19 protein-coding genes and 1 pseudogene are annotated in these 26,083 nt (G+C 71.2%); 3 read left to right on the top strand and 17 right to left on the bottom strand.

Annotated elements, in window-relative coordinates; genetic code table 11:
- Positions 1-84 precede the first annotated feature (84 nt).
- The 3 genes and pseudogenes from rimP to MFF61_RS02580 all read right to left on the bottom strand — a co-directional run.
- A pseudogene (rimP, locus tag MFF61_RS02590) lies at positions 85-690 on the bottom strand (ribosome maturation factor RimP); the annotation flags it as partial.
- Between the two features lie 211 nt (positions 691-901).
- Positions 902-2,308, bottom strand: coding sequence for an amidase (locus tag MFF61_RS02585; protein WP_238233549.1), 1,407 nt, complete (start codon positions 2,306-2,308; stop codon positions 902-904).
- Positions 2,309-2,313: 5 nt separating this feature from the next.
- Positions 2,314-3,906 (bottom strand): ABC transporter substrate-binding protein, encoded by a 1,593-nt coding sequence (locus MFF61_RS02580; RefSeq protein ID WP_238233548.1) that lies wholly within the window; start codon positions 3,904-3,906, stop codon positions 2,314-2,316.
- A gap of 413 nt (positions 3,907-4,319) precedes the next feature.
- Here MFF61_RS02580 and MFF61_RS02575 point away from each other — a divergent pair, with 413 nt between their 5' ends.
- Positions 4,320-6,071 (top strand): acyl-CoA thioesterase, encoded by a 1,752-nt coding sequence (locus tag MFF61_RS02575; protein ID WP_238233547.1) that lies wholly within the window; start codon positions 4,320-4,322, stop codon positions 6,069-6,071.
- A 185-nt stretch (positions 6,072-6,256) separates the two neighbouring features.
- Here the strand turns inward: MFF61_RS02575 and MFF61_RS02570 are convergent, their stop codons facing one another.
- The 3 genes from MFF61_RS02570 to MFF61_RS02560 form a co-directional block, all read right to left on the bottom strand.
- Positions 6,257-8,581: a putative bifunctional diguanylate cyclase/phosphodiesterase gene (locus MFF61_RS02570; RefSeq protein ID WP_238233546.1), complete on the bottom strand. Its 2,325-nt coding sequence runs from the start codon at positions 8,579-8,581 to the stop codon at positions 6,257-6,259.
- A 457-nt stretch (positions 8,582-9,038) separates the two neighbouring features.
- Positions 9,039-9,440 (bottom strand): lanmodulin LanM, encoded by a 402-nt coding sequence (lanM, locus tag MFF61_RS02565; RefSeq protein WP_238233545.1) that lies wholly within the window; start codon positions 9,438-9,440, stop codon positions 9,039-9,041.
- 404 nt (positions 9,441-9,844) lie between these two features.
- Positions 9,845-10,546 carry a DUF4142 domain-containing protein gene (locus MFF61_RS02560; RefSeq protein ID WP_238233544.1) on the bottom strand — a complete coding sequence of 234 codons (702 nt, stop codon included), beginning with the start codon at positions 10,544-10,546 and terminating at the stop codon, positions 9,845-9,847.
- A gap of 252 nt (positions 10,547-10,798) precedes the next feature.
- Between MFF61_RS02560 and MFF61_RS02555 the strand changes: the two genes are divergently transcribed.
- Positions 10,799-11,890 (top strand): acyltransferase family protein, encoded by a 1,092-nt coding sequence (locus MFF61_RS02555; RefSeq protein WP_238233543.1) that lies wholly within the window; start codon positions 10,799-10,801, stop codon positions 11,888-11,890.
- A gap of 165 nt (positions 11,891-12,055) precedes the next feature.
- Here MFF61_RS02555 and glpK read toward each other — a convergent pair whose 3' ends face one another.
- The 10 genes from glpK to glpD form a co-directional block, all read right to left on the bottom strand.
- A complete protein-coding gene (gene glpK, locus MFF61_RS02550) occupies positions 12,056-13,549 on the bottom strand; it encodes a glycerol kinase GlpK (protein WP_238233542.1) in 1,494 nt (497 codons plus the stop codon).
- 11 nt (positions 13,550-13,560) lie between these two features.
- On the bottom strand, positions 13,561-13,995 hold the full coding sequence (locus MFF61_RS02545; protein ID WP_238233541.1) for a type II toxin-antitoxin system VapC family toxin: 435 nt from the start codon (positions 13,993-13,995) through the stop codon (positions 13,561-13,563).
- Positions 13,992-14,246, bottom strand: coding sequence for a type II toxin-antitoxin system Phd/YefM family antitoxin (locus tag MFF61_RS02540; RefSeq protein WP_238233540.1), 255 nt, complete (start codon positions 14,244-14,246; stop codon positions 13,992-13,994). Before MFF61_RS02540 ends, MFF61_RS02545 begins: the two co-directional genes overlap by 4 nt.
- A gap of 199 nt (positions 14,247-14,445) precedes the next feature.
- Complete coding sequence (locus MFF61_RS02535; protein WP_238233539.1) at positions 14,446-16,197, bottom strand: ABC transporter substrate-binding protein; 1,752 nt, start codon at positions 16,195-16,197, stop codon at positions 14,446-14,448.
- A 60-nt stretch (positions 16,198-16,257) separates the two neighbouring features.
- Complete coding sequence (locus tag MFF61_RS02530; RefSeq protein ID WP_238233538.1) at positions 16,258-16,551, bottom strand: DUF2160 domain-containing protein; 294 nt, start codon at positions 16,549-16,551, stop codon at positions 16,258-16,260.
- An 11-nt stretch (positions 16,552-16,562) separates the two neighbouring features.
- A complete protein-coding gene (locus tag MFF61_RS02525; protein ID WP_238233537.1) occupies positions 16,563-17,360 on the bottom strand; it encodes a carbohydrate ABC transporter permease in 798 nt (265 codons plus the stop codon).
- Positions 17,360-18,325 (bottom strand): carbohydrate ABC transporter permease, encoded by a 966-nt coding sequence (locus MFF61_RS02520; protein WP_238233536.1) that lies wholly within the window; start codon positions 18,323-18,325, stop codon positions 17,360-17,362. The genes MFF61_RS02525 and MFF61_RS02520 overlap by 1 nt, the downstream gene beginning before the upstream one ends.
- A 79-nt stretch (positions 18,326-18,404) precedes the next feature.
- Entirely contained in the window at positions 18,405-19,493 is a 1,089-nt protein-coding gene (locus MFF61_RS02515) for an ABC transporter ATP-binding protein (protein ID WP_238233535.1), read from the bottom strand.
- Positions 19,494-19,500: 7 nt separating this feature from the next.
- Positions 19,501-20,589 carry an ABC transporter ATP-binding protein gene (locus MFF61_RS02510; protein WP_238233534.1) on the bottom strand — a complete coding sequence of 363 codons (1,089 nt, stop codon included), beginning with the start codon at positions 20,587-20,589 and terminating at the stop codon, positions 19,501-19,503.
- Positions 20,590-20,601: 12 nt separating this feature from the next.
- Positions 20,602-22,134 (bottom strand): glycerol-3-phosphate dehydrogenase, encoded by a 1,533-nt coding sequence (gene glpD, locus MFF61_RS02505; protein WP_238233533.1) that lies wholly within the window; start codon positions 22,132-22,134, stop codon positions 20,602-20,604.
- 354 nt (positions 22,135-22,488) lie between these two features.
- On the opposite strand from glpD, the gene MFF61_RS02500 reads away from it, so the two are divergent.
- Positions 22,489-23,985 carry a TolC family protein gene (locus MFF61_RS02500; RefSeq protein ID WP_238233532.1) on the top strand — a complete coding sequence of 499 codons (1,497 nt, stop codon included), beginning with the start codon at positions 22,489-22,491 and terminating at the stop codon, positions 23,983-23,985.
- On the opposite strand, the gene MFF61_RS02495 is transcribed toward MFF61_RS02500, so the two are convergent.
- Complete coding sequence (locus tag MFF61_RS02495; protein ID WP_238233531.1) at positions 23,927-26,080, bottom strand: peptidase domain-containing ABC transporter; 2,154 nt, start codon at positions 26,078-26,080, stop codon at positions 23,927-23,929. The two genes, MFF61_RS02500 and MFF61_RS02495, sit on opposite strands and share 59 nt — an antisense overlap.
- Positions 26,081-26,083 lie beyond the last annotated feature (3 nt).

Below are 26,083 nucleotides of genomic sequence, written 5' to 3'. Positions count from 1 at the left end.
GTCCGCTTAGGTTCTTGTTTCGTCACAGATTTTTATCGCAAAACCGGCGACCACTTTTGCGAAATCTGCTTAGTGCGCGGTCGGCGCCCCCGCGCCGTCGTCCTCGTCCCCGTCCTCCCCGTCGCCGCCGGGCGGCGCGGAGCCGCGGCGCAGGGATTCGCGGATGAGCTCGTCGGTGAGCACGAGATGCGCCTCGCCGATGTCGGTGAGCCGCAGGTCATAGGCGGCCGGCAGGCCCTCCTTGACGTCGGCGAGCTCGATGCGGACCGTCCCGCCCTCGGGCGCCCGGATGACGCCCCGGAAGCGCTTGCGCCCCTCCAGCGGCACGCTGAGCTCCACCTTGGCCTCGTGGCCGGCCCAGCGGGCGAAGTCCTGGGCCCGCACCAGCGGCCGGTCGATCCCCGGCGAGGAGATCTCCAGGTGGTAGGCGCGGCCGATCGGGTCGTCGACGTCGAGGAGCGGCGAGATCGTCCGGCTCACCGCCTCGCAATCCTCCACCGTCATGGTGCCGTCCGGCCGCTCGGCCATGATCTGCACCGTGCAGCCGTTCTGGCCCGTGACCCGCACCCGCACGAGGCGGAAGCCGAGCCCTTCGAGGGAGGGTTCGACGATCTGCGCCACGCGCGCGGCCACGCCGGTCTCGGTGATCAGGCGCTTCTCGCCCGGGGGATGGTCTGGGGCGTCGGTCATGGAACCCGGCGGTGACGTCCTGGCGATCGGGGGCGGTTCCGCCCGCGCCGATGAGCCCGCGGCAATAAAAAAGAGCGGACCCCGGGGGGCCCACTCCCGCACCGCGATCATCGACCGCGAACAGAACTGTTGGTGAACAGATAGCCTCATGCGGGCCGGAATGCAAGGCGCCCGCCCGGCCTCGCCCGGGGCGCCCCGGGCGAGGCCGGCCTCACACGGGCGGCAGGCGCAGGTGCCAGTCCGTCGCCTGCTGGTAGGCTTGGCCCACGCGCAGGGCCGTCGCCTCCTCGTAGCCGCGGCAGACGATCTGGAGCGAGAGCGGCAGCCCCTCGGCGGAGAAGCCGCTCGGCAGGGCGAGCGCGCAGAGGTCGAGGAAGTTGCCGAAGCGGGTGAAGCGGGAGGGCATCACCGCCTGGTCCACCGCGTCGAGGCGGGGGGCCGGCGTCTCGGTGGTGGGGGTGAGGAGCGCGTCGAGGCCGACGAAGGCCCGGTCGAGCGCCCGCTTCATGTCCTGCTGCAGGCGCCGGGTGCGCAGGTAATCCCGGGCCGAGATCGACGCGCCGGAGAGGATCCGGGCGCGCACGTCCTCGTCGAGGGGCGCGGAGAAATCCTCCGCCACCGCGCCGTTGTGGAAATAGGCCTCCGCGTGGAGGATCGCCGAGGCGTTGACGAAGTCGACGAACCGGAACGGCAGCGCGACGTCCACGATCTCGGCCCCGAGCCGCTCCAGCTTGTCGAGGGCGCGGTCGTAGGCGACGAGCATCTCGGCGGCCACGCCCTCGCGCTCGGCGGCGGGCATGCGCCCGAGGCGCAGGCCCCGCACGCCCCGGTCGAGGGAGGGCATCGGGTCGGCGGGCGCGATGCCGCGGGTGTTGGGGTCGAGGGGATCCGGCCCCTGCATCACGCCGTAGAGGAGCGCCACGTCCTCGACGGTGCGGGCCATCGGCCCCGGCGTGTCGAGGGTGGTGGAGAGCGGCAGCACCCCGTGCGTGCTCACCCGCCCCACCGTGACCTTGAGCCCGGTGATGCCGCAGAACGAGGCCGGCAGCCGCACCGAGCCGCCCGTGTCGGTGCCGATCGCCCAGGGCGCCATCCGGCTCGCCACGGCGACGCCCGAGCCGCTGCTCGATCCGCCGGGCGCGCGGGGATGGTCGGGGTCCCAGGGGTTGAGGGGGGTGCCCATGCGCCGGTTGGTGCCCCAGCCGCCGAGGGCGAACTCCACCGTGTGGGTCTTGCCGATGAGGATCATTCCCTGGGCGATCAGGCGCTTGGCGATGGTGGCGGTGGCGGTGGCGCGCCGCTCGCGCAGCGTGTGCGAGCCGCCCGTGGTGACGCGGCCCTCGACGTCGATCAGGTCCTTGAGCGCCACCGGCACCCCGTGCAGCGGCCCGACCGCGTGGCCCGAGCGGATCGCCCGGTCGGCCCCCTCGGCGGCGAGCCGGGCGTCGTCGGCATAGACCTCCACGTAGGCCCGCAGGCGCGGATCGAGCCGCGCGATGCGGGCGAGCAGCGCCTCCATGGCCTCCACCGGGGAGAGCCGGCGGGCGGCGATCGCCCGCCCGAGGCCGGCGGCCGAGAGGAGGGTGGGGTCGGAATCGGCGGGGGACGCGTCGGTCATGAATCCTACTGCAGGCTCACGAGGGTCAGGTCGACGAACCACGATTGCGGCGAGACGAAGCCCTTCACCCTGGGCGACATCGCCCGCGGGTTGAGGTCGTGGACGACGTAGAGCCAGGGCGGATTGTCCACGAGGCGCTCGTGGGCCGCCCTCGTCGCCGCCGCGATCTCCCGGGGGTCGGTCGATTCGGAGAGCGTGCGCAGCCTGTCATCGAACGCCTCGTCCTTCCACTGCGCGAAGTTGAAGCCCTTCGGCGAGAGGTTGGCGGAGGAGAAGTAGCGCGCCATCACGCTCACGTCCGAGGAGGGCGAGCTGACGTTGAGCGCGAGCGCCCCCTGGAGGGCCGGGGCATCCGGGGCGGAGCGCCCGGCGGTGAGCAGCACCTGCCATTCGACCACGTTGAACGTGACATTGACCTCGCAGTTCTGCTTCAGGCTCTCCTGCAGGAACTCGTTCATCGGCAGGGGCTGCATCTGGCCCGAGCCCGAGGTCGAGACCATCACCGGGAAGGCGAGCGGCCGGCCCGGCCCGTAGCCTGCCTCCTTGAGGAGCGCCCGGCCCTTCGCCGGATCGAGGCCGTAGCGGTGCTGCGGCGCGCCGAAATTCGGGTCGTCCTTCTTGAGCCAGCCGACCGAGGGTTCGGCGGTGCCGTTCAGGAAGCCCACCAGGGCGTCGCGGTCGATGCAGTAGTTGAGAGCCTGGCGCACCCGCACGTCCCGGAAGGGGCTGTTGGGCGCGCCGATGTTGTAGAACCACGGCCAGATGTGCGGGTAGGAGCCGGTGGTGATGGCGAACCCGGCCTGCCGCAGCGACGGGATGCCGTCCGGCGCGGGCGCCTCGATCCAGTCCACCTGGCCCGCCCGCAGCGCCGCGATGCGGGCATTCGCCTCCGGGATCGGCATCAGCCGCACCCGGTCGAGCTTCGCCCGGCGGGCCGGGTCCCAGTAGCCGTCGTGCCGCGCGAGATCGACCGCCTCCCGGGGCGCCACGCGGGTGATGCGGAACGGGCCGGTGCCCGCCGCCGGCAGGGTGCCGACCCTGGCCCAGTCCCGCCCCGCCTTCTCGAACGAGGCCGGCGAGGTGAACAGGATGTAGACCGCCATGTAGGGGAAGTAGGAGGCCGGCACCGCCGTGGTGATGGCCACCGTGCGGTCGTCGATCTTGCGGTAGGATTCGACCAGGGGCGCCCGGGCGCGGGTGATGCCGGCCGCCGGCGGCTCGTACTGCTTGGCGTCCGGCTTGAAGTAGCGGTCGAGGTTCCAGATCACCGCGTCGGCGTCGAATGGCGTGCCGTCGTGGAAGGCCACGCCCTGACGCAGGTGGAAGATCCAGACGCGCTTGTCGTCGGGGGCCTGCTCCCACCGCTCGGCGAGGCCCGGGCGCAGTCCCGCGAGCCGGTCGGTGCGGGTGAGGTCCCACAGCACCAGCCCCTCGAAGACCGGATAGCCGAGGAAGCGCATGCCCTCGAAGCCGTTGTTCGGCATGCCGGTGGCGGTGGGCGTGTCGGCGGCCGTCATGGCGATGCGCAGGAGGCTCTCGGCGGCCTCGGCCGGCACGGCGGCGAGACTCGCGAGGAGGAAGCCGGTGAAGCGGTTCATGGCTGGCGGATCCCGGTCGGTCGCGACAACGCGACCCGCACCGGCCGCAAGACCCGGGCCATCAATCCGCGGGCATCCGTACTCCGCCCCCGCGGCAGTGCACACAATGCACTTTACAGTTTGATCGCGCCGGAGGATGCTCGCCCTGCGGGTAAACTGCAGGGCTCCGCCCGCCGCATCGTAGCACGAAAGCGGCGTCGGCCTGCGTGCGCACACCTGTGGATTCATCTGTAAAACTCATTCCCATTTCGAGACAAACCCTCGGGAATGGATAAAATTTAGTTGTGATTTTTCGCATAACCGGCTTCTCGGACGCCCCACGTACCTGCTACGGTTAAGACACATTAACCGGGACGTGTGGGATCATGCCTGCAAATGCGCTGCGGTCCGTGGGTTGGGCGCCGACGATTGCGATGTCGTGGCTGTGGGGGCTCGGGTTCTTCTATGCGATCCACGTCACGCTGACCTACGGGTGGCTCGGCTTCGTGGGCTTCGCGGCACCGAACGTGCTCGGCCTCTTCCTGTTCGGCTGGGTGCTGGGCGCCCCCGGACGCGACCCGGCGCAGATCCTCAAGACCATCCAGGGCTCCTATGCGGGCCTGTTCCTGCTCTGCCAGCTCGCCGCGGTGGCGATCACCATCTTCGGGTTCCTCGCCTATGCGTGGCGGCCGATGCTCGGCGCGGAGGCGGCGCTCGTCGCGGGCGTGGTCATCCTCGCCTCCTGCGCGGTCGGCCACGCGGTCGGCCTCAAGGCCCTGCGGGGTCTGCACGCGGCCTACCTCGTGCTCGGCGCCGGCGCGGCCCTGGCGGCGCTCGGCGCGCTCCGGGGCACGGCCGAGGCGCCGGTGCCGGTCGCGGCCTTCGACGCGCGCTTCTACGGCCTCGTGCTGCCCTCCCTGGTCGGCTTCCTGCTCGGGCCGTGGACCGACCTCCAGCAATGGCAGCGCGCCGTGGAGATCCGGGCGAGCGGCGCCAGCGTCCGCACCGCCTACGGGGTGGGCGCGGTGCTCTTCCTCGGGCTCCTCGTCCTCAACGCCGCCCTGGCGGCGGCCGCCGGTCCCGCCGCCGCCGTCGTGACGGCGGACGGGCTGCCGGGCGCGCAGCCGGCGGTGGCGGTGGCGGCGGGCGCCGTGCCGGCCGCGAGCGTCGCCTTCCTGATCTGGACGCTCATCGCCGCCACCTCGACCCTCGACAGCGCCTACGCGTCGATCCGCTGGTTCATGTCCTCGCTCACGGCGCGCAGCAGCTCGCCCCTCCTCGCCTTCGTGTCGCCGAGCCTCGTGTCCTCGCCGCTCTGGCTGGTCCTGGCGGCGATCGCGGTCGCGGCGGCGATGATCGGCGCGAATCTCTCGATGATGTACCTGATGCTGCCGTTCGCCACCCTGCTCGCCGGCGGCGCGGCCTGCCTCGTCGGCGAGGTGCTGGGGGCGGAGCGTCGCTACGACGGCACCCTGTGCGCGATGCTCGGGCTCGCGGCGGCGCTGATCTTCCTCGCGGGCTATCTCGGGCCGGCGCCGCTGCTGGCCACGGCCGCGCCGCTGGTGGCGCTGATCGGCGCGGCCCCGACGCTCGCGGGGCTGCGCGCCAAGCCCGCGGGCGAGGCCCCCCGCCCGGTCGCGGCGGTACCCGCTCCGGCCGAGCCGGCGCCGGCGCTCGTCACCCTCGCCAACGAGAACCACGCCTCGTCCTACGGCTTCGACGGCCAGTGGTTCGTCTTCCACATGACCCCGACCTACGACGACACCAACTCGGTCGGAAACATCTACTTCGCCAACTACGTGCGCTGGGTGGGCAAGGCGCGGGAGCTGTTCTTCAACGTCTGCATGCCGGATTTCAGCCTCGCCTCGACGGACTTCTACGTGCTGACCCGGGACTTCAACCACCAGTTCCGGCGCGAGGCGAAGGAGTTCGAGCCGATCGTGGTGCGCATCCGCATCGCCGCCCACAGCCGGAAGTTCGTAACCCTGGCGCACGAGATCCACAGCGAGACGCACGGCCTGCTCGGCCGCGGCGAGCAATCGCTGATGTTCGTCGACACGGTGCACTACCGGCCGCTCGACATCCCGCGCTCGATCGTCAAGGGCTTCCTGCCCTACTTCGCCGGCTCGGTCGCCGCCTCCCCGGCGGCGGCGCTGATGATCGGCGAGGGCGCGGCGGCCTCGTGAGACCAGCGGCCCCGGATGCTGGCACATCGGGCCGGTGAGACATCTCGATTGTTCGACGCCAGACCAAGGATCCGACGAAACAGCGAGAACCGAACCGGCGGTCACTGACCATGATCGCCGGCATGAGACCGGCGCGAGGCTTCTGCGCGCGGATCCCCCGGGATCCGCGCGCGTGCACGTGGTGGTCAGGCGGCGCGGCTGCGGGTGGCGAGCGGCCCGGGGAGCCGGGCCAGCGCCAGGGCCTCGGCGGCGGGCACCGGACGGCTGAACAGGTAGCCCTGGAGCTGGTGGCAGCCCTGCTGGATCAGGCATTGGCGCTGCGCCTCGTCCTCGACGCCCTCGGCGGTCGCCGTCATGCCGAGGCTCGTCGCCAGATCGACGATGGCCCGCACGATGGCGACGTCGCTGCGCTCCTGCGGCAGGTCGCGCACGAAGCTGCGGTCGATCTTCACCTTGTCGAAGGCGATGCGGCGCAGGTAGCTCAAGCTGGAATAGCCCGTGCCGAAATCGTCGAGCGAGAGGCGAACCCGCATGTCGCGCAGCGTCTGCAGGGTGTCGTGCACCGAGGCCGAGGCTTCGAGAAAGACCGATTCCGTCACTTCGAGTTCGAGGCGCGCGGGCGACAGCCCGCTGTCCTTGAGCGCCCGGCGCACCACCGCCGGCAGGTCGGAATGCCGGAACTGGATGCCCGACACGTTGACCGCGACGCTGAGCGGGGCGGGCCAGGTCGCGGCGATGCGGCAGGCCTCGCGGATGATCCACTCCCCGAGCGGAATGATGACGCCGGTCTCCTCCGCCAGCGGCACGAACTCCGCCGGCGAGACGAAGCCGCGCACCGGATGCTTCCAGCGCAGCAGCGCCTCGAAGCCCTGGATGCTGCCGAGGCGCGCGCCGACGAGCGGCTGGAAGTGCAGCTCGAACTCGTCGCGCTCCAGCGCGCCGCGCAGGTCGGCGGTGAGCGCCCGGCGCGCCTCGATCCGCTCGTCCATCTCCGCCTCGTAGAAGCGGTAGCCGTTCCGGCCCTCGCCCTTCATCCGGTAGAGGGCGAGATCGGCCAGCCGCATGATCTCGCGGGTGCCGTCGGTCGGCGCCACCGCGATGCCGATGCTCACCCCGATGCTGATGCGGATGCCGTCGATCGGGAAGGGCGCGGCGAGCGCCGCGACGATCCGGCCGGCGAGGTCGGCGAGGGCCGGCCGGGCGGGCTCCGCCGGGCCGCGATGCAGGATCGCGAACTCGTCGCCCGCGAGGCGCGCGACGAGCGCACCGGGTCCGGCCACGGCGCGCAGGCGCGCCGCCACGACCTCCAGCAGGGCATCCCCCGTGGCGTGCCCGAACGTGTCGTTGACGCTCTTGAACTCGTCGAGGTCGAGGCAGAGCACCGCGAAGCCGCCGCCCGTGCGGATCCGCTCGGCCTCCGCCACCAGCGCCTGCTGGAACGAGGCGCGGTTCGGCAGTTCGGTCAGCGAGTCGTGCATCGCGAGGTAGGACAGGCGGTCCTCCGAGCGCTTGCGCTCGGTCACGTCCGAGCCGACGCCGCGATAGCCCGCGAAGGCGCCGGCCCGGTCGAAGATCGGCTTGCCGCTGAGGCTCCACCAGCGCGTCTCGTCCGCGATCTCGACGGGAAGCAGGCAGTTGCGGAAGGTCTGGCGCCCGACGATGTGGCCCCAGAGGATCCGGCTCGGGTGGGCCGTGTCCCCGATCTGCCGGAACAGCCGCTCCAGGGGCAGGCCCTGCAGCTCGCGCTCGGACGAGCCGGCGACCTGCACCAGCCGGGACGAGACGTGCTGCAGGCGCAGCCGGCGATCGGTCTCCCACAGCCAGTCGCTCGCGCTCTCCTCGAAATCGTTGAGCAGGAGGTTGGTGAGTTCCTGCTGCCGCTCCAAGTCCGCCTGGGCCATCACCCGCGCGGTCACCAGACGGCTCAGGTGCAGGATCGTGAACAGGATGAAGCCAGCGTAGAACAGCAGCAGCACGCCGACATTGACGTAGAACAGGTCCCCGGTCATCGCGAGCGCGGTGAACGAGCCGACGATGATCGGACCCGAATAGCTGATCGCGGCCGCCGGCATCACGGCGGCGCTCATGCCGGTGGCGATCAGGCCGGCGCAGGAGGCCGCGATGAGGAGACGCAGCGGGGCATCCGCCGCGACGAACAGCATGACGGGGATCGAGGCGAGGAGCATCCCGTACAGGAAGGACACGGCCAGGACCGCGCGCACGAACAGCGGCGAGACCGCATCCGGCTTGGGACGCGTGCGCCAGCGCCAGCAGCGTTCGAGTGCCAGCCCGGCGAGCGGCATGACCAAGCCCTCGAGCGCGGCCACGTAGCCGCGGAACTCGGGCGTCCAGAACAGGACGGTGATGACCTGAACGACGCTGAGGCTGACCAATACGGTGAAGGGTGCCAGCCGCAGGGCGACGTCGATCTGCTCGACCTCGACGCGGCGCCTCAGCCCCACGTCCAGGGGGCGCGCACCATGTCCCGTATCGATGAGGAACGACAGCAAGATATCACGCGCGGCTGCATGGATGCGGAGCCCGAACGGTGACATCCGACGCTTGCGAATACCTTAACCGGCTCGGTCAACTTACCCACCGTGGCAATCCAACCTGTGCACACCGCGGCAATTCTCAGACCGCCCGATCTCGATGCTTGCCCTAAAGGCATCTTAGAAATGCGGATGATGTGCCGGCGAGACGCTCTGACGGGAATCGGCAGCCGCATCTTCGGTAGTATACGGTGCGGCCCTGACAACAGCCAGAACCGATGCGCCGCCAGAAATCATACGGATAACATTTAAATTTCAACCAAAATCTTGACAGGCGCCTGACAAATTCAAGTATCGATGCCATTCGCCACTGCCCTTGCGGAGCCAGCCGCCGATGCCGGCCACCGATCGACACCGGCTTGGATGGGCCACCCGGGGCGCCGGCCTGCCGAGCCGGAACCCCGGGGCGTCCGCATCACTGCATCAACTTCAGGAGGGCGCGGCCCTTCTTGGAGGCGAGTTCCTTCGCCTCGATGGTCTTATCGCCGTCCGGGTTCGCCGCCGCGAAACGCGCCTCGACGATCCCCAGGAATTCGGCTTGGTCGAGGGTGCCGTCCTTGTCCGGATCCGCGGCCTTGAGTTCCTTGGCGCTCACCCGGCCCTTCAGCTCCTTGGCGTCCAGCGTGCCGTCCTTGTCGGGATCCAGGCTGGCAAAGAGCGCGGTCGCGGCCGCCTTGACCTCGGCGAGGTCGAGGGTGCCGTCCTTGTCGGGATCGTAATCCGCGATCACGTCGGCCGGGCTCGCGGCCAGCACCCGACCCGCGGGCAGCACCCCGAGGACGGCAGCCAGCACGGCGGCGATCCGGAAAGCGGTCATTCTTGGCTCCTGTCGTGAGTTGAGGGGTCTCGCATGAGGCAGCGGCAGAACAGCCGCCGCAAGGTCAAGGCGACGGACCGGCACGAGGACCTGGATCCGTCATCTTCCCCTGCACTCATGCCGTCCCGGCCGCACGAACTGGATGAGCGACGCTCCTGAAACAAGCGCGGCTTGTGCCAGACCGGCGGGTTTGTCACTCGAAACCGGCCGCTGCTCCTGCGGCGAACCGGCGCATTGCCGCGAAGGCTTCGCCGTCTTGCCGCACGGGAACGGGCGTCTTGCCAAACACCATGCCACAGCGTGCCGGATCATCCCGCACGCGGGACGGGCGCGCCGCAGGCGGCGCACGGAAACGGCGGGCACGAAGGCCCGCCGCTCTTGTCCCTGGCGAAGGTGCGTTGCGCTCAGCGCGCGCCGGGGAGGCGCTGCGCCATGGCGAGGTGCTCCTGCATGGAGGGCAGCACCTGCTGGGCATAGGTGCGCAGGGCCGGGTTCGGGCCGGACTGCAGGTAGGCCTGGTGCGTCGCGATCGCCATCTGGTGCGACTGCACCTGCATGCGGGCGTAGGTGCGGTCGAAGCGCGGGCCGGCCGGGGTCTCGGCGAGTTCGGCCAGCATGGCGCGCTGCTGCGGGCTCAGCGGGATGACGTTCGTGGCCGCCGTGGTGGTCACGTCGCCGTCGAGGTCGACGGCGTTCGCGCCGACCTGCGCCCCGCGGGCCGCCCCCGCGCCCAGGCCCTCGACGGCGCCGGCCGGGCCGCCCTGCAGGGTGCCCGAGACCACGCCCGCCGCGGCGCCCGTCGCCGCCCCGACCGCGCCGCCGGCGATGGCGAACGGCGCCTCGACCAAGCCGCCGATGCCGGTGCCGCGGGCCACGTTCTCGCGCCCGCCGAGCAGCGCCACGTTGGCGGCGCGGTGATCGCGGATCATTTCGCGGGCGTACTCGCGCACCTGCGGGTTGCGGCTCTTCTCAAGGGCGAGCTGGCTGGAGCGCACTTCGAATGCGTTCGACATCAGCGCCATCTCGCGGAAGTCGCCGGCCTGCTGCGCCATGGCGGGAGCCGCCAAGGTCACGGCGAGAACAGAAGCAGCGAAAGCGGTCTTCATCGGGATGTCTCCGGGTGATGTTCTTCTTGGATCGGACGATGCTCGGGCTGGCACGCCCGCACACTTCCTGCGCGGCCTCCGGCATCGCTCTGCCCCGACAACGATGCTTGTCCGACGAGGTTCCGACCCAACGTCATGTGCCCATGTCATACCCTGCCTCCGCCGCGCAGAACCCCTCCCCTGGCCGCCGAGGGGGCGTCTCCGCTATGACCGGCCCGCCCGGACCGACGGGCGACCCGAGTTCACAACACCGTGACGCGCCCCTCGAAGCTGCCTCAGATCCAGATCCTGCGCGCGCTCGCGGCCCTGATGGTGGCGGTGAGCCACGCGCTCTTCGAGGCGGGTGGCCTCGCGGCGCGGGCGGAGATGTCCTTCACGCCGGCCGCGTGGCTGCCGTGGAACGCCGGGGTCGACGTGTTCTTCGTCATCTCGGGCTTCATCATCGTGCATGCGGCGGGGCCGCTGCACGGGCGGGCGGGCGCGGGCCGGCACTTCCTCGCCCACCGGATCGCCCGCGTGGTGCCGCTCTACTGGCTCGTGACCACGGCCTATCTCGGTGCAGCCCTCGCCGCGCCGCGCCTGCTCGGCGGCAGCCCGGTCGACCCTGCCCTCGCGGCGGCCTCCTACCTGTTCTGGCCGATGGCCCGCCCGGACGGGTTCGTGCTGCCGCTCTACTCGCTCGGCTGGACGCTGAACTACGAGATGGCGTTCTACGCGCTGTTCGCCCTCTGCCTGCCGCTGCGGCGGCGGTTCGCGGTGGGCGCCGTCACGGGCCTTCTCCTTCTCCTCGCCGCGCTGCACCCGCTCGCCGCACGGCTGCCGGTGGCGCTCGCCTACTGGAGCGATCCGATCGTGCTCGAATTCGCCTTCGGGGCCGCGCTGGGGCTCGCCCGGGCGGAGGGCGTGCGGCTGCCGGGCGGGGCGCGCCTCGTCCTGGCGGCGGGGGGCCTCGGCCTCCTCGCGCTCGCGGGCGAGCCGGGCGCGCTGCCGCGCTGGCTCGCCTGGGGCGTGCCGGCCGCGCTCCTCGTCGCGGCAGCCGGCCTGGGACGGGGCGGCGCGGCGGAATCCGCGCCGCTGCGGGCGGCGGTCCTGCTCGGGGACGCCTCGTACGCGCTCTACCTCGTGCACCCGTTCGCGGTGCGGGGCGTCCGGGTGCTCGCCGAGGCGACGGGCGCGGCGGGCCTCGGTCCGGTGCCGGTGGTGCTGGCGATGCTGGCGCTCGCCTGCGCGGTGGCGATCGCGGTGCACCGCCTCGTGGAGCGCCCCCTGACGGCCCGGCTGCGCCGCCTGCTGGAGAGCCGGCTCCCGACCACGGCCGCCGCGCCGCAACGCCCCGCACGCTGACGGGTTGACCCGGCCGATCCGCGAAGGACCCCTGCATGCGCAGCGCCCGGGCCAGGGGCGCACCACGACAGCCTCACCACCGGATCGGCCGGCGCCTCTTCCGCGCCAAGCCCGCGGCCAGCGCGACCGGGGCGGGGGAGCCCGGCGCCGGCGGGCGCTGACGTCTCAGCGACCGACGAGGCAGCCCACCGCCTTGCGCCAGCCCGCGAGCCGGCGCTCGCGCACGCTCGCCTCCATGGCCGGAGAGAAGCGGCGCTCCAGGCGCCAGTGATCGGCGAAGTGCTCGGGCTCGGGATAGAGCCCGCAGCTCAGGCCGGCCAGATAGGCGGCGCCGAGCGCCGTCGTCTCCTTCACCTCCGGCCGGTCGACCGGCGCGGCCAGCAGGTCGGCGAGGCACTGCATGGTCCAGTCCGAGGCCACCATGCCGCCGTCGACCCGCAGCACCGTGGCGCTGCCCTCGCCGTCCGGCCAGTCGGAGCGCATGGCGGCGAGCAGGTCGGCGGTCTGGTAGCAGACGCTCTCCAGGGCGGCGCGGGCGAGTTCGGCCGGGCCGGTGGCGCGGGTGAGGCCGAACAGGGCGCCGCGGGCGTCGGGCTCCCAGTAGGGCGCGCCGAGGCCCACGAAGGCGGGCACGAGGTAGACGTCCTGGCCCGGATCGGCCCGTCCGGCGAGATCGCCGGTCTCGGCCGCCGAGCCCACCACCTTCAGCCCGTCGCGCAGCCACTGCACGGCGGCCCCGGCGACGAAGATCGAGCCTTCGAGCGCGTAGGTGCGCACGCCGCCGATCTGGTAGGCGATGGTGGTCAGGAGCTTGTTCTGCGAGGCGACCGGCTGCGGACCGGTGTTGAGGAGCGCGAAGCACCCGGTCCCGTAGGTCGACTTGACCATCCCGGGGCGGAAGCAGGCCTGCCCCACGGTGGCCGCCTGCTGGTCGCCCGCCACGCCCCGGATGGGGATCGCGGCGCCGAACAGGTCGGGATCGGTGGTGCCGAAATCGCCCGAGGAGTCGCGCACCTCCGGCAGCATCGAGGCCGGCACGCCGAGGAGCCCGAGCAGGTCGTCGTCCCAGGCGCCCCGGTGGATGTCGTACAGCAGGGTGCGCGAGGCGTTCGTCGCGTCGGTGACGTGGAGCCGCCCGCCGGTGAGCCGCCAGAGCAGGTAGCTGTCCACGGTGCCGAAGGCGAGTTCCCCGGCCTCCGCCCGCCCGCGCGCGCCCGGCACGTTGTCGAGGATCCAGGCGATCTTGGTGCCGGAGAAGTAGGGATCGAGGATGAGGCCGGTCCGGGCCGTGACGAGCGGCTCGTGCCCCTCGGCCTTGAGCCGGGCGCAGAGGCCGGCGGAGCGCCGGTCCTGCCAGACAATGGCCCGGTGCACCGCCTCGCCGGTGCTCCGGTCCCAGACCAGGGTCGTCTCGCGCTGGTTGGTGATGCCGATGGCCGCGATGTCGCGCGCCGTGGCCCCGGCCCGGCGCATCGCCTCCCGGCAGGTGTCGATCGTGGTGCGCCAGAGGTCCTCCGGCTCGTGCTCAACCCAGCCCGAGGCCGGGAAGTGCTGCGGGAACTCCGCCTGCGCCAGGGCCGCGATCGAGGTGTCGGGCCGGAACAGGAGGGCGCGCGAGGAGGTGGTGCCCTGGTCGATGGCGAGGATGAGGGAGGACATGGGCGGGCTCGTCAGAGGGGTGGCGGCACGACGACCGTGAGGCCGAGGGTGGCGGCCGCCCGGCCGAGCCGCGTGTCGAAGGTCGCGAAGGGGAGGCCCGTCGCATGGACGAGCGCGAGGTGGAGCGCATCGGGTCCGCGCACGCCGAGGGCGGGCTGCTCGACGAAGCCGCGGGCCAGCGTGAACAGCCGGCGGGTGATGGCGATGGGCCGGCCCCGCGCCTCGTGCCATCGGCCGAACAGACGGATGGTCGCGCGTGCCTTCTCGGGCGTCGCGCGCCCTTCGCGAACGAGCCGGGACATCACGGCCGAGAATTTCAGGACCACGAGATCAGAGATCACCGGAACGATCGCTGGGTCGCCGAGCCACGCTTCAATCCGCCGGCTCTCCGCCTCCCCGAGGAACAGAGGCAGGAGAAGATTGGTGTCGAGGTAGACGCGGCTCAATGACCCTCGTCCCGCATGTCGCGAACCAACGCGGTGACATCGACGGGTTCCGCCAGCGTCATGCGGTTCGCCCGCAGCCACGCGATCTCGGCCTTCGTCACGGGTCCGGGCTCGGTTGGATTCTGCTCATCCGGCACGAGACGCACGAGATCCCCGTTCTCCTGTGCGATCACGATGTCCTCTCCCGCCGCGGCCTTCGCCACGAGTTCCGGGAGGCGAGCCGTCGCATCATCCATCGTGTAGGTCGTCATAGCGCTCTCCTCTGGCCATCCTAAGCAGATTTCGCAAAAGTGGTCGCCGGTTTTGCGATAAAAATCTGCGAAGAAACAAGATCCTAAGCGGACGAAGCGTTGGCTTGCCAACGCAAGTCTGCTTAGCGGACCGCAGAATGCCGGAGAAGGCGGGGCCGGCGCGCGCCGGCCCTCTTGTCCAGTCAGCTGCGCTTGCCCATCAGCTCCGCTTGGGCGGCGAGGCGGGCCAGCTCTTGATGAGCGTGTCGTAGTCGATCGTCTCGCCCTTCGGCTTCTCGTTGGCGAGCTTGCGCTGGGGCGCGAGCGTGCCGCCGGTCTCGGCCTTCTTGAACCACTCCTCGGCGGAGGTCTTGGGGTTGAGCTTCGGGCCGCACTCGCCCTGGACCTTCGAGCGCTCCAGGCGCGCCATCACGTCGTCCTGGGCCGCGGCCAGCGCGTCCATCGCCGCCTGCGGAGTCTTGGCGCCCGAGGAGGCGTCGCCGATGTTCTGCCACCAGAGCTGGGCGAGCTTGGGATAGTCCGGCACGTTCACGCCGGTCGGGGTCCATTGCGTGCGGGCCGGCGAGCGGTAGAACTCGACCAGGCCGCCGAGCTTCGGCGCGCGCTCGGTGAAGGTCTTGTCCCAGATGTCGCTCTCACGGATGAAGGTGAGGCCGACATGGCTCTTCTTCAGGCTGACCGTCTTCGAGACGATGAACTGTTGATAGAGCCAGGCCGCCTTGCGGCGCTCGAGCGGGGTCGACTTCAGCAGGGTGAGCGAGCCGGCATCCTGGTAGCCGAGCTTCATGCCCTCCTTCCAGTACGGCCCCTTGGGCGAGGGCGCCATGCGCCATTTCGGGGTGCCGTCCGGGTTCACCACCGGCAGGCCCGGCTTGACCATGTCGGCCGTGAAGGCGGTGTACCAGAACATCTGCTGGGCGACGTTGCCCTGCGAGGGCACCGGCCCGGATTCCGAGAAGGTCATGCCGGCGGCCTGGGGCGGGGCGTACTTCTTCAGCCACTCGACGTACTTGGTGACGGCGTAGACCGAGGCCGGGCCGTTGGTGTCCCCGCCGCGCTCCACCGAGGAGCCGACCGGGCGGCAGCCCTCCATGCGGATGCCCCACTCGTCCACCGGCTTGCCGTTCGGGATGCCCCTGTCGCCGTTGCCCGCCATCGACAGCCACGCATCGGTGAAGCGCCAGCCGAGCGACGGGTCCTTCTTGCCGTAATCCATATGGCCGTAGACCTTGACGCCGTCGAGCTCCTTCACGTCGTTGGTGAAGAAATCGGCGATGTCCTCGTAGGCCGACCAGTTGACCGGCACGCCGAGTTCGTATCCGTACTTGGCCTTGAACTTCTCCTTGAGGTCGGGCCTGGTGAACCAGTCGTAGCGGAACCAGTACAGGTTGGCGAACTGCTGGTCGGGCAGCTGGTAGAGCTTGCCGTCCGGACCGGTACCGAAGGACCGGCCGATGAAGTCCTCCAGGTCGAGGGTCGGCGAGGTGACGTCCTTGCCCTCGCCCGTCATGAAGTCGGACAGCGCCACGGTCTGGCCGTAGCGGAAATGCGTGCCGACGAGGTCGGAATCGTTGATCCAGCCGTCGTAGATGTTCTTGCCCGACTGCATCTGCGTCTGGATTTTTTCCACCACGTCGCCCTCCTGGATGAGGTCGTGGCGCAGCTTGATGCCGGTGATCTCGCTGAAGGCCTTGGCGAGGGTGCGGGCCTCGTATTCGTGCGTGGTGATGGTCTCGGAGACGACGTTGATCTCCATGCCGGCGAAGGGCTTCGCGGCATCGATGAACCATTGCATCTCCTTGAGCTGCTCCTCCTTGGAGAGCGTGGAGGGCTGGAACTCCGTCTCGACGTAGCGCCTCGCCTCCTCCATGCCGGCGAGCGCCGGGGCGGCGAGGCCGAGCGTCAGCGCGCTGGCGGCGGTGAGCAACAGGGCGCGGGTGTGGCGTGGCATGGCGTGGTGTCCTCCCGTGTTGTCGTCCGTTGGACGGTAGACGATCTGACGTGCGGCCGCTCAGGCGAAGCGGAACAGGAACGCCCCGTAGAGGAGCGAGAGGCCGAGCGCCCATTCGAGGCTCGGCCCGACGAAGCCGAGCCAAGCGAGGTTGATGAAGGCGGCTCCCAGCAGGGTCAGGAAGAGCCGGTCCCCGCGCGTGGTGGGAATGCGCAGGATGCCGACCCGCGGCGTCTCCGGGCGCCGCAGGGCGAGCAGCGTGAGCAGGGCGAGGAGACCGGCGATCACCGCGAAGAACACGGCGGTCTGCCAAGTCCAGGCCATCCAGGCCAGGTCGATCCCGGAGAAGTCCATCGCAGGCCTCCTCACACCCGGCCGAGGGCGAAGCCCTTGGCGATGTAGTTGCGCACGAACCAGATCACGAGCGCCCCCGGCACGATGGTGAGCACGCCGGCCGCCGCGAGCAGCCCCCAATCCATGCCGGCCGCCGAGACCGTGCGGGTCATGGTGGCGGCGATGGGCTTGGCGTCCACCGAGGTCAGCGTGCGGGCGAGCAGGAGCTCGACCCAGGAGAACATGAAGCAGAAGAAGGCCGCCACCCCGATGCCGGAGGCGATGAGCGGCATGAAGATCCGCACGAAGAAGCGCGGGAAGGAGTAGCCGTCGATGGCCGCCGTCTCGTCGATCTCGCGCGGCACGCCCGACATGAAGCCTTCGAGAATCCACACCGCCAGCGGCACGTTGAACAGGCAATGCGCCAGCGCCACCGCCCAGGGCGTGTCGAACAGCCCCACCGCCGAGTAGAGATTGAAGAACGGCAGCGCGAACACCGCCGGCGGCGCCATCCGGTTCGACAGGAGCCAGAAGAACAGGTGCTTGTCGCCGAGGAAGTGGTAGCGCGAGAAGGCGTAGGCCGCCGGCAGCGCCAGCCCGATCGACAGCACGGTGTTGATCGCCACGTAGGACAGCGAGTTGAGGTAGCCGCCGTACCAGCTCGGATCGGTGAAGATCCGGATGTAATTGTCGAAGGTCAGCTCGCGCGGCCAGAGCGTGAGCGCGCCGGTGATCTCCTGGTTGGTCTTCAGGCTCATGTTGACGAGCCAGTAGATCGGCAGGAGCAGGAAGGCGAGGTAGAGCGCCATCACGAGGTTGCGCCCGCGCATCAGGCGGCCCTCCGGTCGAGGTCGATGCTGGTGGCGGGCGGGATCGCCGCGCCCGGCGCGTCGGCCGGGTCGGCCTGCACGGCCGCGCCGCCCGCATCGACATTGGTCATCACGGTGTAGAACACCCAGCACACGGCCAGGATGATCAGGTTGTAGACCAGCGACATCGCGGCGGCCCGGCCGAGGTCGAACTGCCCGAGCGCCAGCTTCACGAGGTCGATCGACAGGAAGGTGGTGGCGTTGCCGGGGCCGCCGCCGGTGAGCACGAAGGGCTCGGTGTAGATCATGAACGAGTCCATGAAGCGCAGCAGCACCGCGATCAGCAGCACCCGGCGCATCTTGGGCAGCTGGATGGTGCGGAAGACCGCGAAGGCCGAGGCGCCGTCGATGCGGGCGGCCTGGTAATAGGCGTCCGGGATCGACTTCAGGCCCGCGTAGCACAGGAGCGCCACGAGGCTGGTCCAGTGCCAGACGTCCATGACGAGGATCGTGGTCCAGGCGGCGAGCGGGCTGCCGACGTAGTTGTAGTCGATGCCGAGGCGGTTGATGGCGTAGCCTAGCAGCCCGATGTCGCCGCGGGCGAAGACCTGCCAGATGGTGCCGACGACGTTCCACGGGATCAGCAGCGGCAGCGCCATGACCACGAGGCAGAACGCCACCGCCCTCCCCTCCCGCGGCATGGCGAGCGCCACCGCGATGCCGAGCGGCACCTCGATCAGCAGCACGAGGGCGGAGAACAGCAGGTTGCGCCACAGGGCGTCGAAGAACCGCTCCCCGAACTGGCTCGATGGATCGAGCAGCTCCTGGAACCAGCCGAGGCCGTTCCAGAAGAACTGGTTGTTGCCGAACGTGTCCTGCACCGAGTAGTTCACCACCGTCATCAGCGGCAGCACCGCCGAGAAGGCGACGACGAGGAACACCGGCAGGACGAGGAGCCACGCCCTCTGGTTGACGGTCTTGGTCATGGCCGGGGGCTCCCGCACAGGGCGACGGGCGGCCGGACGCGGCGGGAGGGCCGGCACGGACGGTCGTGCATCGCGCGCCTCACGCCGCCGCCTCCCCGGGCACCAGGGCGCCGTCGGCGTAGATGTGGATGCGGCGCGGGTCGAGGGTGAGCGCGGCCTCGGTGCCGTCGACCCCGTCGCCCTCCCGCAGCGTCGCGACGAGCGGCCGGCCGGCGAGTTCGACGCGGGCGAGACGGCTGCGGCCGATGTCGTCGATGCGGCGCACCTGCACCGGCAGGCCGGGGCCGCGCGGCGCCAGATGCGCGAATTCCGGCCGGATGCCGAGTTCGATCCGGGCCGTTTCCGGCAGGCGCGGATAGGCGCGCGCGAGTTCGATGGCGTGGCCCGCGACGGTGGCGGTGCGGCCCTCGACGCGCGCCGGCAGCAGGTTCATGCCGGGCGAGCCGATGAAGTGGCCCACGAAGGTGTGGGCCGGGCGGTCGAACAGCTCGTCCGGCGTGCCGGTCTGCACCACCGCCCCGTCATGCATCACCACCACGGTGTCGGCGAAGGTCAGCGCCTCCGTCTGGTCGTGCGTGACGTAGATCATCGTCAGGTCGAGCTTGCGGTGCAGCTCCTTGAGGGTCGAGCGCAAGCGCCACTTCAGGTGCGGGTCGATCACGGTGAGCGGCTCGTCGAACAGGATCGCGGCCACGTCCGGGCGCACGAGGCCGCGGCCGAGCGAGATCTTCTGCTTCATGTCGGCCGTCAGGTTGTTGGCCTTGCGGTCGAGCACGCCGGTGAGGTCGAGGAGGCGCGCGATCTCCTCGACGCGCGCCCGGACGGTGGCGGCGGCCACCTTGCGGTTCCGGAGCGGGAAGGCGAGGTTCTCGCGCACGCTCATGGTGTCGTAGACCACCGGGAACTGGAAGACCTGCGCGATGTTGCGCGCCTCGGTCGGCAGCGCCGTCACGTCGCGGTCGTCGAACAGGATGCGCCCGCGGGTCGGCACCACGAGGCCCGAGATGATGTTGAGCAGCGTGGTCTTGCCGCAGCCCGAGGGGCCGAGCAGCGCGTAGGCCCCGCCCTGGCGCCAGACGTGTTCGATCTCCTTGAGGGCGTAATCCTGCGGCCCGGCCGGATTCGGCCGGTAGGCATGGGCGAGGTGGTCGAGGGTGATGCGGGCCATGGTCGCCTCACGCCGCCGCTTGCGCGGGCGCCGCCGCAGCGCGCCGTCCGGCCTCGTCGAAGACGAGGAGGTGGCGCGGATCGAGGTGGAGCACCGTCTGGGTGCCGGGCTCCAGCCGGCGCACCCCGGGCACCTGGGCGACGAAGCGGTGCTCGCCCGCCGCGACGTGGACGAAGCTCTCCGAGCCGGTGATCTCGGACACCTCGACGGTCGCCGGGAACGCGATCGCCTCCGCGGGCAGGGGATCGAGCGCGAGATGGTGGGCGCGGAAGCCCAGGGTGAGGCTGCCGTCCGGCGCGGAGGCGAGGCTGCCGGCCGCGCGCACCTGCCCGCCGGTGGAGAGCGAGACCCGCCCCGCCGCCTTCACGGCCCGCAGGGTGTTGAGCGGGGGATCGGAGAAGACCCGCGCGGTGGTGAGGTCGTCCGGGCGGCGGTAGACCTCGGCGGTGGGACCGAACTGCGTCAGGCGGCCCTGGTACAGGCTCGCGGTCCGGCCCCCGAGCAGCAGCGCCTCGGCGGGCTCGGTGGTGGCGTAGACGAAGATCGCGCCGGTCTGCGCGAAGATGCGCGGCAGCTCCTCGCGCAGTTCCTCGCGCAGCTTGTAGTCGAGGTTGGCCAGCGGCTCGTCCATCAGCACGAGGTCGGCGCGCTTGACGAGCGCGCGGGCGATGGCCGTGCGCTGCTGCTGGCCGCCCGAGAGTTCGAGCGGGCGGCGCTGCAGGTAGGGGTCGAGCTTGAGCAGGCGCGCCGCCTCGCGCACGCGGGATTCGATCTCGGCCCGGGGCAGCCGCGCGACCCGCAGGGGCGAGGCGATGTTCTCGTAGACGGTGAGCGAGGGGTAGTTGATGAATTGCTGGTAGACCATCGCCACGTTGCGGCGCTGCACCGGCCAGCCGGTCACGTCCCGCCCGTCCACCCGCACGCGGCCCTCCGTGGGGGCGTCGAGCCCGGCCATCAGGCGCATCAGGGAGGTCTTGCCCGCGAGCGTCTGCCCCAAAAGGACGTTGAGCGAGCCCTTGTCCAGCGCGAGCGACACGTCGCGGATATGGGTCTCGGCGCCCACCCGCTTGGTCACCCCTTCGAGCACCACGCTCATCGCGCCCTCCCGTCAGGCGGCCGAGGAGGCGGCCGCGCCCCCGCGCATGAACGCGTCGAGGGCGGCGGCCTCCGCCGGGTCGAGCCGCAGGCCGAGCTTGGTGCGCCGCCACAGCACGTCGTCGGCGCGCATCGCCCATTCCCGCCGCATCAGATAGCGCACCTCGCGCTCCGTGAGATCCGCCCCGAACACCCGGCCGAGATCGGCGGCGGTGCGGGCGCCCTGCAGGATCTCCCGGGCGTCGGTGCCGTAGGCGCGCACGAGGCGCGCGGCGTGGGCGGGCGCGAGGTAGGGATGCTCGCGCCGGACCTGGGCGACGAGGTCGTCGTAGCCCGTCACCGGGAAGTCGCCGCCCGGCAGGCCCGCGCCCCTGGTCCAGGCCGGCCGGCGCGCCGCGGGCAGGTGGTCGCGCAGGCGCTCCAGGGCGGCCTCCGCGAGGCGCCGGTAGGTGGTGATCTTGCCGCCGAACACCGAGAGCAGCGCCGCCCGCTCGGGACCGGCATCGAGGGTCAGCACGTAGTCGCGCGTCGCCTCCTGCGCCTTGGTGGCCCCGTCATCGTAGAGCGGGCGCACGCCCGAATAGGTCCAGACGACGTCCTCGCGCCGGATCTGTTCGCGGAAATACTCGCTTGCGGCCGCGCACAGATAGGCGATCTCCTCCTCGCTCGCGCTCACGGCGGCGGGGTCGCCGCGGTAGTCGCGGTCGGTGGTGCCGATCAGCGTGAAGTCGCGCTCGTAGGGGATCGCGAAGACGATGCGGCCGTCCGCGTTCTGGAAGATGTAGGCCCGGTCGTGCGCGAACAGGCGGCGCACGACGATGTGGCTGCCCTGCACGAGCCGCACGCCCTCCGCCGTGTTGGCCCGCACCACGCCGGTGAGCACGTCGGCCACCCAGGGGCCGGCCGCGTTGACGAGGACGCGCGCCTGCACGGTCTCGCGGCGCCCGCCCGCCTCCTCGACGGCGACCTCCCAGCGGTCGGCCAGCCGCGTCGCCCCGACGACCCGGGTGCGCGGCCGGACCACCGCCCCGCGCGCCGCCGCGTCTCGGGCGTTGAGGACGACGAGGCGGGAATCCTCCACCCAGCAATCCGAGTACTCGAACGCCCGGCCGAAGCCGGGCTTGAGCGGGGCACCGGCCGGGTCGCGCGCGAGGTCGAGGGTGCGGGTGCCGGGCAGGCGTCTGCGCCCGCCGAGATGGTCGTAGAGGAAGAGGCCGAGGCGCAGGAGCCAGGCGGGGCGCAGGCCCGCATGGTGCGGCAGCACGAAGCGCAGGGGCCAGACGATGTGGGGCGCCATGCCCCACAGCACCTCGCGCTCCATCAGCGATTCCCGCACGAGGCGGAACTCGTGGTGCTCCAGGTAGCGCAGGCCGCCGTGGATCAGCTTCGTCGAGGCCGAGGAGGTGCCGCTGCCGAGGTCGTTCTGCTCGAACAGCACGACGGATGCGCCGCGTCCGGCCGCGTCGCGCGCGATGCCGCAGCCATTGATGCCGCCGCCGATGACGGCGAGGTCGAACAGGCCGGGCTGCTCGCGCCGCAGGCTCAAGGCCGCCTCCCTCGGGCTCGTTTCGCTTCTGTCTGAAAACGAAGCTATTCGAGCGCGAAAGTGAACGCAAGTGGCGAAAAACGAAAGCCGGCGCTTTCGCTTGAGGCCGTGGCGCAGGGTTCGCCGTCATCGGGCCGGCGCACCGGTCCTCCCGCGGTGCGGTGACGGTCCGCTCAGGCCGATGCCCCGGCGGCGGCCGGCGAAGGGGCGATTGCGGCGAAGCCGGCACGGCTTAAGCACCCCTTTACCATGACCGGGCCAGATGAGCTTGACCGAGCGTAAGACGCAGGGTTGCTGCAGGCGTTCCCGTCCTGAGCTGCCGCATGCCGCAGGGAAAAGGCCGCAGGAGTCGAGATGCCGGTTCGGCGCGCACGATCGGAGAGGCTGGCCGCCGGTCTTCTCGTCCTCGCGGCCGCCCTGGCTGATCCGGCGGCCCCGCGCGCGCAGAGCCTCGACGAGGCGTCCGCGGCGGCGCTGGACGCGAGCTTCGCGCTTCGCGCCGAGCGCGCGCGCCAGGACGGGGCCGAGAGCCGGCTGCGCGGCGCCCTCGATGCCTTCATGCCGACCGTGTCCTTCAGTGCCGACCGGCCGCTGCGGAGCCGGATCAGGTACGCGCCCGAGGCCGAGCCGACGGTCGTCGGCCTCGATTCGACGCCGCGCCGCGCGCCGACCGTGGTCGGCCTCACCGCGAGCCTGCCGGTCTTCGACGGGTTCAAGCGCTGGCATGCGCTGCATTCGGCCCGCACCCTGGCGGATGCCGGGCGCTTCCTGCTGATCGGCCGCCGCCAGCAGGTGCTGCTCGACACGGCCGTCGCCTACATCGCGGTCCTGCGCGACACCCGCATCCTCGCCGCCCGGGAGGCGCAGCTCGTCGCAACCCGCCGCATCCAGGACTTCACGCTCAAGCAGTTCGAGGTCAACGACGCGACCCGCACCGACGTGGCGCTGACCCGCTCCCGGGTGCAGGAGGCGGAGGCCCTGCGCATCCGGGCGCAGGCGGATCTGGCCGCCTCGCGCCTCGAATTCACCCGGCTCACCCGGCTCGCCCCCGAGCGGGTGGTGCCGCCGCGCCTCCCCGACACGCTCCCGCGCGACCCCGAGGCCTTCGTCGAGCTCGTGCGCCGGGCCAATCCGGGCATCGCGGCGGCGAACCTCGATGCCGTGGCCGCCGGCCACCAGGCGAAGGCCGCGGTGTCCGACCTCCTGCCCCAGGTCAACCTGCAATACGCGAAGGTCGCGCAGCTCGGCTACAGCCCGGCCCTCGACCGGATCACCGACACGACGACCCGCGTCGTGGCGACGGTGCCGCTCTACGAGCCCGGGACGCTGCCCCGCATCGGAGAGGCGTCGGCGCTGGCGCGCCAGCGCGGCTACGAGGCGCAGGACAACGAGCTCGCGACGCTGACCGCGGCCCGGGTCGCCTTCCTGCGCCGTCAGGCCACCGCCGAGCAGCACGCGCAGCTCGTCGCCCGCGTCGGCCAGTTGCGGGCGACCATGCGCGGCTTCGAGATCGAGCGCGGGGCCGGGTTCCGCACCGTCCTCGACGAGCTGAACATCCGGGCGGAACTCGCCAATGCCGAGGTGGCCGCCGAGATCGTCCTGAACGAGCGGGACGGGCAGGCGCTCCAGCTCGCCGCCGCGGCGGGCCAGCTGGAGGTCGGCGAGGGCGTGCCGGCGGCGCGGCGCTTCGAGGCCCTCGCGCCTGCGCCGCCCCCGCTCCGGCGCTCCATCGCGGCCGCGGCCCCGGCCGGCGCGCCCCGCCTGCGCGGCAGCGTCGCCGCGCAGGCCTCGCTCAGGCCGCCTCCGGCATGGGCGATCCGGGCCGCGCGGGCGGAGGCGGCACCTCGATGAGCCGCCCGTTCTCGATGCGCAGCACCCGGTCGACCTGATCGAGCAGGCGCTCGCTGTGGGTGATGAAGACCTTGGCGGCCGGCACGGTCTTCAGGCTGGCGATGAGCGCCGTCTCGGTCTCCGGGTCGAGGTTGGCCGTCACCTCGTCGAGCAGCATCAGCTTCGGGCGCCGGCAGAGGGCCCGGGCGAGCAGCAGGCGGCGGCGCTGGCCGGTGGAGAGGACGCTGCCCTCCTCCGAGACGTGGGTCGCGTAGCCCTGCGGCAGCCGCTCGATCTCCTCCCGTAGGCCGACCTGCACCAGGGCCGCCTCCATCTGGGCATGCGACACCGCGGGATCGAACAGCGACAGGTTGTCGGCGACCGTGCCGGCGAACAGGCCGTCATCCGCGAAGACCACGCCGAGATTGGCCCGGTACTCGCGCTTGCCGAACTGGCTCAGGGGCGCCCCGTCCACCGTGAGGCTGCCGGCGGCGGGCTCGCTGAGGCTCGCCAGGATGCGCATCAGGGACGACTTGCCCGAGCCGGAGGCGCCCATGACGGCGATGGTCTCGCCCCGCGCCACGTCGATGGCGAGGCTCGCCCCGGTGAGGATCGGCTCCTCGCCGCGTCCGAACCGGATGCTGACGTCCTCGATCCGCACCTCCTTGCGGATCGCCCTGTGGAAGTGCGCCTCGTGCAGGCCCTCCTCGGGCTCCTGCCCGATCACGTCGTCCAGGCGCCCCACATGCACGCGCAGCGCCGCGAGCTGCAGCAGGCTGGAGGTGAGATGGTTGACGCGCTCGAAGAAGTCGGAGCGCAGCGCGATGAAGGCGTAGAGCGTGCCGATCGTCAGCGTGTTCCTGATCACGCCGGTGATGCCGAGATAGAGCGTCGCCACGGTGCTGACCGCGATGACGGCGTGCATCAGCAATTCGGCATCCAGGCCGGCCTTCTTGGCGCGGAAGTCGAGGTTGGCGAAGCGCGAGAAGCTCTCGAACCAGTGCATCGAGAACAGCTCGGTGCTGTTGTGGGCCTTCAGGCTGCCGACCCGCTGCAACCCGTCGAAGAGGCGGGCCTGCTCCTGCGAGCGGGCCTCCAGCGACCCGGCCGTGGCCCGGTCGAGGATCGGGAAGGTGACGAAGCGCATCGCCAGCACGGCGACGAGCGTCGCCAGCGTGATCGAGGCCATCACTGGCGAGTAGTAGTACATCAGCCCGACGAGCAGCACCGAGGTGGCGATATCGGCAAAGGAAGTGACGAGCCCGCCGACGAGGAAGCCGCGGATCGTGTCGATCGACTGCAGGCGGGTAACGAAGTCGCCCGGATGGCGCAGCTCGAAGTAGCTGAGCGGCAGGCGGAAGGCGTGACCGACGACGTTGCGGGTGAACTGGAGCTGGAGCAGCGTCGAGGCGCGCAAGGCCACGTAGCCGCGCAGCCACTGCCCGAACGCCTCGAACAGCATCATCACGATCAGGCCGGCGGCGAGCATCTGCATCAGGTCGAGGTCGACCTGCGGGATCACGACGTCGAGGGCGACCTGGAGCAGGACCGGCGTCGTGAGGCCGAGCAGCGAGATCGCCACCGAGATCAGGCTGATCTGCCACACCGTGCTGCCGAGCCCGCGGGCGGTGCGCAGGATGTCGAACAGACCGAGCCGCTGGCCGGCCTTGTGCCGCCGGAAGGTCATCCGGGGGGCGAATTCGAGCACGATGCCCGTGAACAGCCCCTCGATGTCGGCGCGGTCGTAGACGCGCAGCCCGAATTCCGGGTCGTGGACGTGGTAGCGGCCCCGCCGGATCGCCTCCAGGACCACGAAATGGTTGCCCCGCCAGTGCAGGATCGCCGGCAGGGCCACGGCGTCGAGATCGGCGATCCCGTCCAGGGCGTAGCCGTTGGCATCGAGGTCGAGGCCGTCGGCCAGCGCGGCGATGTTGGCGAGGGTCATGCCGTTGCGCGACAGCGGGAAGAGCGCGCGCAGGTAGTTCAGGTCGATGTCGTGCCGGTGGAAGTTGGCGATCATCGCCAGCGCCGCGAGCCCGCACTCGTTCGCCTCGCACTGGAGGATCGTCCGCACCCGCGGGCTGCGGGAGAGGACGCGCGTCAGCCACTCGCTCATGGT

Source organism: Methylobacterium isbiliense, from assembly GCF_022179325.1.
GTDB lineage: Bacteria > Pseudomonadota > Alphaproteobacteria > Rhizobiales > Beijerinckiaceae > Methylobacterium > Methylobacterium isbiliense.
This window is presented reverse-complemented; position numbering and strand designations above follow the sequence as displayed.

Coding starts and splice junctions, on each gene's coding strand:
- MFF61_RS02585 (WP_238233549.1), bottom strand. CDS start 2,308: ATGACCGACGCGTCCCCCGCCGATTCCGACCCCACCCTCCTCTCGGCC.
- MFF61_RS02580 (WP_238233548.1), bottom strand. CDS start 3,906: ATGAACCGCTTCACCGGCTTCCTCCTCGCGAGTCTCGCCGCCGTGCCG.
- MFF61_RS02575 (WP_238233547.1), top strand. CDS start 4,320: ATGTCGTGGCTGTGGGGGCTCGGGTTCTTCTATGCGATCCACGTCACG.
- lanM (WP_238233545.1), bottom strand. CDS start 9,440: ATGACCGCTTTCCGGATCGCCGCCGTGCTGGCTGCCGTCCTCGGGGTG.
- MFF61_RS02560 (WP_238233544.1), bottom strand. CDS start 10,546: ATGAAGACCGCTTTCGCTGCTTCTGTTCTCGCCGTGACCTTGGCGGCT.
- glpK (WP_238233542.1), bottom strand. CDS start 13,549: ATGTCCTCCCTCATCCTCGCCATCGACCAGGGCACCACCTCCTCGCGC.
- MFF61_RS02540 (WP_238233540.1), bottom strand. CDS start 14,246: ATGACGACCTACACGATGGATGATGCGACGGCTCGCCTCCCGGAACTC.
- MFF61_RS02535 (WP_238233539.1), bottom strand. CDS start 16,197: ATGCCACGCCACACCCGCGCCCTGTTGCTCACCGCCGCCAGCGCGCTG.
- MFF61_RS02530 (WP_238233538.1), bottom strand. CDS start 16,551: ATGGACTTCTCCGGGATCGACCTGGCCTGGATGGCCTGGACTTGGCAG.
- MFF61_RS02525 (WP_238233537.1), bottom strand. CDS start 17,360: ATGCGCGGGCGCAACCTCGTGATGGCGCTCTACCTCGCCTTCCTGCTC.
- MFF61_RS02520 (WP_238233536.1), bottom strand. CDS start 18,325: ATGACCAAGACCGTCAACCAGAGGGCGTGGCTCCTCGTCCTGCCGGTG.
- MFF61_RS02515 (WP_238233535.1), bottom strand. CDS start 19,493: ATGGCCCGCATCACCCTCGACCACCTCGCCCATGCCTACCGGCCGAAT.
- MFF61_RS02510 (WP_238233534.1), bottom strand. CDS start 20,589: ATGAGCGTGGTGCTCGAAGGGGTGACCAAGCGGGTGGGCGCCGAGACC.
- MFF61_RS02500 (WP_238233532.1), top strand. CDS start 22,489: ATGCCGGTTCGGCGCGCACGATCGGAGAGGCTGGCCGCCGGTCTTCTC.
- MFF61_RS02495 (WP_238233531.1), bottom strand. CDS start 26,080: ATGAGCGAGTGGCTGACGCGCGTCCTCTCCCGCAGCCCGCGGGTGCGG.